The sequence below is a fragment of the Arthrobacter sp. Y3223164 genome (assembly GCF_059091005.1).
This window is the reverse complement of sequence record NZ_JBNHGF010000244.1, coordinates 1-4,260: the sequence shown is the minus strand read 5'-3', so window position 1 is coordinate 4,260 and position 4,260 is coordinate 1. Positions and strand designations below refer to the sequence as shown.

Annotated in this window: 4 protein-coding genes; all 4 read right to left on the bottom strand. The window is 67.8% G+C overall.

The annotated features are described in order from the left end of the window. Positions 1–1,604, bottom strand: a 1,604-nt coding sequence (gene secD / locus AC5RUJ_RS11820; protein ID WP_494155901.1) for a protein translocase subunit SecD, incomplete at its 3' end; no start/stop codon positions are given. Between the two features lie 111 nt (positions 1,605–1,715). After that, positions 1,716–2,159, bottom strand: coding sequence for a preprotein translocase subunit YajC (gene yajC, locus AC5RUJ_RS11815; RefSeq protein ID WP_494023013.1), 444 nt, complete (start codon positions 2,157–2,159; stop codon positions 1,716–1,718). 142 nt (positions 2,160–2,301) lie between these two features. Then, the gene (gene ruvB / locus AC5RUJ_RS11810; RefSeq protein ID WP_494128999.1) at positions 2,302–3,360 is read right to left on the bottom strand and encodes a Holliday junction branch migration DNA helicase RuvB; all 1,059 of its coding nucleotides are present in this window, start codon (positions 3,358–3,360) and stop codon (positions 2,302–2,304) included. A 28-nt stretch (positions 3,361–3,388) separates the two neighbouring features. Then, entirely contained in the window at positions 3,389–4,024 is a 636-nt protein-coding gene (ruvA, locus tag AC5RUJ_RS11805) for a Holliday junction branch migration protein RuvA (RefSeq protein WP_494014068.1), read from the bottom strand. Between the last annotated feature and the right edge of the window lie 236 nt (positions 4,025–4,260).

Here is a 4,260-nt window from a genome sequence, read left to right as displayed (position 1 = left end):
CGCACCGGCACCTTGCGTTCGCCGGGCTGGCGGATCCGGCCCGCCCCGCGGTACAGCGGCACCGCGTCCAGCAGGCGCGGATCCAGGCCGGAGAAGCGGTGGCCCTCGCCGAAGAACTTGGTGCGTGCCAGCAGCTGCATGGTCGGGTGCGTGAACATGAAGACCACCAGGAGGTCGGCCACCGCGGTCAGGCCCAGCGTAAAGGCAAAACCGCGCACGTTGCCCACCGCCACGAAGTAGAGCACGACGGCGGCCAGCAGGTTGACCGCCTTGGAAGCCAGCACGGTTTGCCGTGCACGCTTCCAGCCGTTGTCCACGGCCGAGACCAGGCCCCGGCCCTCGCGCAGTTCGTCGCGGATGCGTTCGAAGTAGACGATGAACGAGTCGGCGGTCTGGCCGATCGCCACGATGAGGCCGGCGACCCCGGCCAACGACAGCCGGTAGTTTTCGGTCCAGCCCAGGATCGCGATCGCCAGATACGTCAAAATGCCGGCCACCACCAGCGACGCGATGGTCACCAGGCCGAGCATGCGGTACTGGAAGATCGAGTAGGCGGCGACCAGCGCCAGGCCGATGAGCCCGGCGATCAGGCCCATCCGCAACTGGTCGGCGCCCAGGGTGGCGGAAATCTGCTGCTCGCTCTGGATCTCGAAGCTGATCGGCAGCGCGCCGTACTTCAGCTGCTCGGAGAGCACACGGGCCGATTCCTCCGTGAAGTTGCCGGTGATCTGCGGCTTGCCGTCGGGGATGACCGCGTTGGTCGTGGGAGCGGAAATCACCTCGCCGTCCAGCACGATGGCGAACTGGTTCTGGGCGCCGGAGAGTCCGAACAGCCGTTCGGTCACTTCCTTGAAGGTTGCGGTTCCCTCGCTGTTGAACTCGATGTTCACCGCCCACTGGTTCAGCGTCTGTCCCTGGGTGCCGCGCACCTGGCCAAAGCTGGAGTCGGCGATGTCCGTGCCGGGCACCTCCACCGGGCCCAGGATGTACTTCATGCCGGTATCCGGTTCGCAGGCGACCGTCGGCTTGGCCGGGTCGGCCGGCTCGGTCTCCTCTGCGGCCGCGGCCGGGTCAAGGCACTCCAGCGCCTCGAACTCCTGGTAGAGCTCCGGGGTGATCCAGTTCAAGTCGCTGGCGTTCTTCGGTTCGGCCGCCGGTTTCGGAAGGTCCGCTTCGGGCGTCCGCTCCTCCTCCGGAACGGCGGAACCCGGCGCAACGGTGAGCACCGGGCGGAATTCCATGGCGGCCGACGCCTGGATCAGTTCGCGGGTCCGCTGGTCCGGAACACCGGGCAGGCTGACCACCACGTTGCGGCCGGACTGCGTGGTGATCTCGGCTTCCGCCACGCCGGAGCCGTCGACGCGCTGGCGGATGATCTCCACGGCCTGGTTGAGCTGCTCGGCGGTGATCTCGCCCCCGCCGCCCTGGACCTGCGGAGCCAGGATCATCTGGGTGCCGCCCTCAAGGTCGAGCGCCAGCTTGGGCGCCCAGCTTGCCTGGCCGGTGAATACACCGCTGCCCAGGATGACGGTGCCGGCGGCCAGGAGCACACCGAGCCAGATAAGTGTCCGCCGCGCAATGCTGGTGGAACCGGATCGTGCCATGGAAGATCTTTCTCTCATCGGCTCAGTCGGCCGGAGGAACCGGCCGGTACATGGCGAAGTGGCGGGGCATGCCCCGCCACTGCACGCCTATACGGCTAAGCCGTCGCTGGCCTACTTGGTGTCTTTGTTCTGCTCTTCGTTGAGCCGCTTAAGGGTGTCCTCGGCGGATTCCTCCGGGCGGGTAGCGCTTTCCGCGGTGAGGGACGAGGCGTCGTCGGGAACCTCGGGGGCCTCCGGTGTCACGACTTCGTTCACCGCCTGGGTGTGCACGGTGGCGGTGTTGCCCGGCGACAGTTCAAGGACCACCTTGTTGTTGTCGGGGTCGAGGGAAACGACGGTGCCGAAGAGGCCGAACTGAGTCATCACCTCGGTGCCCGGCACCATCTGCTCCTTGATGCGCTCGGCCTTTTCGCGCATCTGCGCCTGGACCTTCTTCTGCTTGCGGAACATGAAGAAGATCAACAGCGCGAAAACGGCGAACAGGGCGATGGTCATCACGTCGATGCCGCCCGACTGCTGCTGGGGAGTGGTGCCGGTGAAGAGATTTACGAACACAGGGAAGTTCCGTCCTAGAAGTCTGGAGCGGACCGGTAGGAAAATCCGGACCGTGTACGCAGCCTGCCGCGTCCCGTGGGGGACGGCGCACTCCGCACGTTCCTACCATTCTACGCGGTGACCGCCCTGACACGGTCAAGCTTCAGTTTTCGGCGAAATCCGTGTCCGGCTCCAGCAGTTCCGAGAGCAGGTCTTCGGTCTGTCCCGCGGTCAGGTGATCCGGCACCGCCAGCCCCAGGTGTTGCCAGGCCGCGGCGGTGGCGATCCGTCCGCGCGGCGTCCGGCCGAGCAGCCCTTCGCGGACCAAGTAGGGCTCGGCTACCGTCTCCACCGTCTCGGTTTCCTCGCCGACGGCTATGGCCAGGGTGGATAAACCGACGGGCCCGCCGCCGAACTTGGTGATCAGGGCGGTGAGCACCGCCCGGTCCAGCCGGTCCAGTCCCCGTTCGTCGACTTCGTACATATCGAGCGCCGCCGCTGCCGCACGCGCATCGATCTCCTCGATCTTGTGCACAAGGGCCCAGTCCCGCACCCGGCGCAGCAGACGGTTGGCGATGCGGGGCGTGCCGCGGGAGCGCCCGGCGATCTCGGCGAAACCGGCCGAACTGACCTTGAGGTCCAGCAGCATGGCCGAGCGGCGGAGCACCAGCTCAAGCTCCGCGACGGCGTAGAACTCCAAGTGCCCGGTGAAGCCGAACCGGTCGCGCAGCGGCCCCGGCAGCAGCCCGGCCCTCGTCGTGGCCCCGACGAGGGTGAACGGCGGCAGGTCGAGCGGGATGGCGGTGGCGCCGGCGCCCTTGCCCACCACGATGTCCACCCGGAAGTCCTCCATCGCCATGTAGAGCATTTCCTCTGCCGGCCGCGACATCCGGTGGATCTCATCCAGGAAGAAGATCTCCCCTTCGGTCAGCGACGACAGGATCGCCGCCAGGTCGCCCGCGTGCTGGATCGCCGGTCCGGAGCTGATGCGCAGCGGCGCGTTCATTTCCGCGGCGATGATCATCGCCAGCGTGGTCTTGCCCAGTCCGGGCGGGCCGGACAGCAGGACATGGTCGGCTGTCCGTTCGCGGATCCGGGACGCCTCCAGCACCAGCGACAGCTGCTGGCGGACCCGGGCCTGGCCCACGAAATCGTCCAGGTTCTTGGGCCGCAGCGCCGATTCGATCGCCCGTTCTTCGGTTTCCGACGTGTTGGCGACCAGCCGGTTGTTCTCGGAATCCTCCGCCACGCTAGTTCACTCCCGCGGTCCGCCGGGACGCGCCGGTCCGGGCGCCGTCCTGGCCGAGCCTGCGCAGGGTCAGCCGCAGCAAGTCGCCCACGTTGCCTGCCGCTGCCGCCTCCGGATTTTCCTCGGCGGTGGTGTCCACCGCCGCGGCGGCGTCCTTCTCGGACCAGCCCAGGCCGGCCAGTGCCTCCTGCACCTGTCCCTTCCAGCCGCCCTTTTGCTGGGGGGCCTGCTCGCCGGTGGGGATCAGCTTCCCGGCCAGCTCGAGCACGATCCGGCCGGCGAGCTTCGGCCCGATACCCGGAACCTTGGTGAACGCCTTGCTGTCCCCCTCCGCGGCGGCAACCCTCAGCGCCTCGGGCGAGTGCACCGACAGCGCAGCCAGGCCCAGCCTCGGGCCGACCCCGCTGACCGAGATGAGGGTTTCAAAAACTTCCCGTTGCGCTGCGTCCTCGAAGCCGAACAGCGTCATGGAGTCTTCGCGCACAATCATGGTGGTGGCCAGTTCGGCCTCCCGCCCCACGAACAGCGTGCCCAGGGTCTGCGGCGTCGCCTGGACGAGCATGCCGAATCCGTTGACGTCGATCACGGCCGATTGCAATCCCACGTGGGCGACGACGCCGCGCAACGAGCTAATCATGAACTCAACTCCCAATTCCGGCACTGCGGCCCGGAGTCCGCGCCGCGGGCAGCACGGCGGCGGATTGTCCGAACATATCTACGAATAGCTTACGGGGCAGCACGGACATTGCCGGCCACCGCCACACCGTGGCACCGGTTCCGGCGGCCGCCGCCGGCCCCACGTTAGCGGCGGGTGCGCTTGGCCTTCGCTTCGGCCTCCGCCCAGAGCCGCTGCGCCGTCGTCATCCCGCCGCC

What these genes read in the sequence shown, in the direction of transcription:
- ruvA (WP_494014068.1), bottom strand. Translation starts at nt 4,024, where the DNA reads ATGATTAGCTCGTTGCGCGGCGTCGTCGCCCACGTGGGATTGCAATCG.